At 71.7% G+C, this 2,533-nt stretch carries 2 protein-coding genes; both read left to right on the top strand.

Annotated elements, in window-relative coordinates:
• The first annotated feature begins 215 nt into the window (after positions 1-215).
• A complete protein-coding gene (locus ACPYOG_RS19055) occupies positions 216-1,505 on the top strand; it encodes an APC family permease (protein WP_481295710.1) in 1,290 nt (429 codons plus the stop codon).
• Positions 1,502-2,278: an MBL fold metallo-hydrolase gene (locus tag ACPYOG_RS19050; RefSeq protein ID WP_481295709.1), complete on the top strand. Its 777-nt coding sequence runs from the start codon at positions 1,502-1,504 to the stop codon at positions 2,276-2,278. The genes ACPYOG_RS19055 and ACPYOG_RS19050 overlap by 4 nt, the downstream gene beginning before the upstream one ends.
• The last annotated feature ends 255 nt before the right edge of the window (positions 2,279-2,533 follow it).

Here is a 2,533-nt window from a genome sequence, read left to right as displayed (position 1 = left end):
TCCGTCGTCGGCAGCGTCAGATGTGTATAAGAGACAGCCGTCGGGCAGCTCGTCGGCGTCGGGGCGGGTGTTCTCGTCGCTCATGGCGTCGTCCTTCCGTTCTGTGCTGACCGCGCGACGGTACTCCGTCCGGCGCTGGAGGTCCATCGTCCGCGAGGCGTGTAGAAGCATGACGGCATCCCGGGATGTCACGCGCCGGCCCTAGACTGCGTCCCGTGACCGCCGCATCCACCCCGCCGCGGGGCGACGACTCGCTCGCCCGCCGACTGACCCTGGGGGATGCGATCAGCATCGGGCTCGGGTCGATGATCGGCGCGGGCGTCTTCGCGGCGTTCGCTCCCGCCGCGGCCGCCGCCGGTGCCGGACTCCTGGTGGGACTCGTCGTCGCCGGCTTCATCGCGTTCTGCAATGCGACCTCCTCGGCGCAGCTCGCCGCCCAGTACCCGACCTCCGGCGGCACCTACATCTACGGCCGGGAGCGGCTCGGCGAGTGGGCCGGGTTCTTCGCCGGCTGGTCGTTCGTGGTCGGGAAGACCGCCAGCTCGGCGGCGATGGCCCTCACCTTCGCCACGTACGCGGTGCCCGGTCCGTGGGTGAAGCCGGTCGCCGTCCTGGCCGTCGCAGCGCTCACCGTCGTCAACACTCTGGGGGTGACGCGCACGGCCCTGCTGACCCGCCTCCTCGTTGCCGTCTCCCTGGCGGCGCTCACCGTCGCGGTCGTCATCGGGTTCACGCACAGCGCGGCGAGCGCTGCGCAACCCGGTCCGGCCGTGACCGCGTACGGCATCCTGCAGTCGGCCGGATTCCTATTCTTCGCCTTCGCCGGGTATGCGCGTGTGGCGACGATGGGCGAGGAGGTGGTGGATCCGGTGCGCACCATCCCCCGGGCCATCACCACCGCGCTGGGCATCACGCTGGTCGTGTACGCACTCGTCGCCGTGTCGGCGCTGCACGCCATCGGAGCGGCCGGATTGGCCGAGGTCACGGCGCCGCTGAGCGCGGTGGCGGACACCGCCGGGGCCACGTGGCCCGGGGTGGTCATCCGGGTCGGGGCCGCTGCGGCCGCCCTCGGCGCTCTGCTGGCCATGATCGCCGGGATCGGACGGACGAGCCTCGCCATGGCGCGCAACCGCGACCTCCCGGCCTGGTTCGCAGCCGTCCATCCACGCTTCCGTGTCCCCTACCGCGCCGAGCTGGTGCTCGGCCTGATCGTCTGCGTCCTCGTGGCGGTCACCGATCTGCGCGGCGCGATCGGCTTCTCGTCGTTCGGCGTGCTGCTCTACTACCTGACCGCGAACGCCTCCGCCTGGACGCAGGATCGGGCCCACCGGCGCTACCCGCGCGCGCTCGCCGTGGCCGGCGCCATCGGCTGCGTCGTCCTCGTCGCGACCCTGCCCCTGCCGGCCATCGTCGCCGGGCTCGTGGTCCTCGCGATCGGGATGGGTTACCGTTTCCTCCGGCTGCGCGCGACCAGTGGGTCGCGGCGGCGAGAGGAGAACCCGTGACCGTCCGCGTGACCCTGATCGGAGGACCGACCGCGCTCATCGAGCTCGGCGGCGTCCGCATCCTCACCGACCCCACGTTCGACCCGCCGGGCGAGCATCCCGTCGCCGGTCGTGTGCTGGTCAAGACCGCGGCGGCGAGCCTGACTCCCGAACAGGTCGGAGCCGTGGATGCGGTGCTCCTCTCACACGATCAGCACCCCGACAACCTCGACGATCTGGGGCGCGACGTCGTCCGCGATGCGCCGCTCACCGTGAGCACGGCCGCTGCGGCCGAACGGGTCGAGGGCACGGTGCGCGGACTCGGCCCGTGGACCCATCTGACCGTTCCCCGGCCGGACGGCTCCGAGCTCCGGGTGCACGCGGTCCCGGCCCAGCACGGACCCGACGGGATGGACGCCTCCTCCGGCCCGGTGATCGGATTCGTGCTCGCCGGCGAGGGTCTCCCCACCGTCTACGTGAGCGGCGACAACGCGTCCCTCCGGGTCGTGGAGGAGGTCGCCGAGAACCTCGGTCCGATCGACATCGCCCTGCTCTTCGCGGGCGCGGCGCGAACCGCCCGGCTGGATGCGTTCCTCACCCTCACGGCGGACAAGGCGGCCCGGGCTGCGGCCCTGCTCGGCGACGCCGTGATCGTGCCGGTGCACGCCGAGGGCTGGGCGCACTTCACCCAGGGCCAGCGGGAGGTGGAGGCGGCCTTCGCCGAGCACGGCCTGAGCGACCGGCTCCGGATGCTGCGACCGGGCGAGTCGGCCGAGCTGGATTCCGCCGGCTGACGCCGCGCGGTTCCGGCAGGCGGCGTCCGCCCGACCGGGCGATGGAGACTTCTGGGATAGATTTGGCTACGGCCCGAGGTCGGCCATCCAGTTATCGAGGGTCAATGTCATACGTCAAGGAAGCGCTCTCCGCGCGCGAACTGCTCGCGAACCTGACCATGAGAGAGATCCGCGGACAGTACAAGCGGACGATCTTCGGGCAGCTGTGGTCCCTGGTGAACCCGCTCGCGAGCATGCTCGTCTACACGATCGTGT

This window comes from Leifsonia sp. HAY1-4F (assembly GCF_056755275.1).
This window is presented reverse-complemented; position numbering and strand designations above follow the sequence as displayed.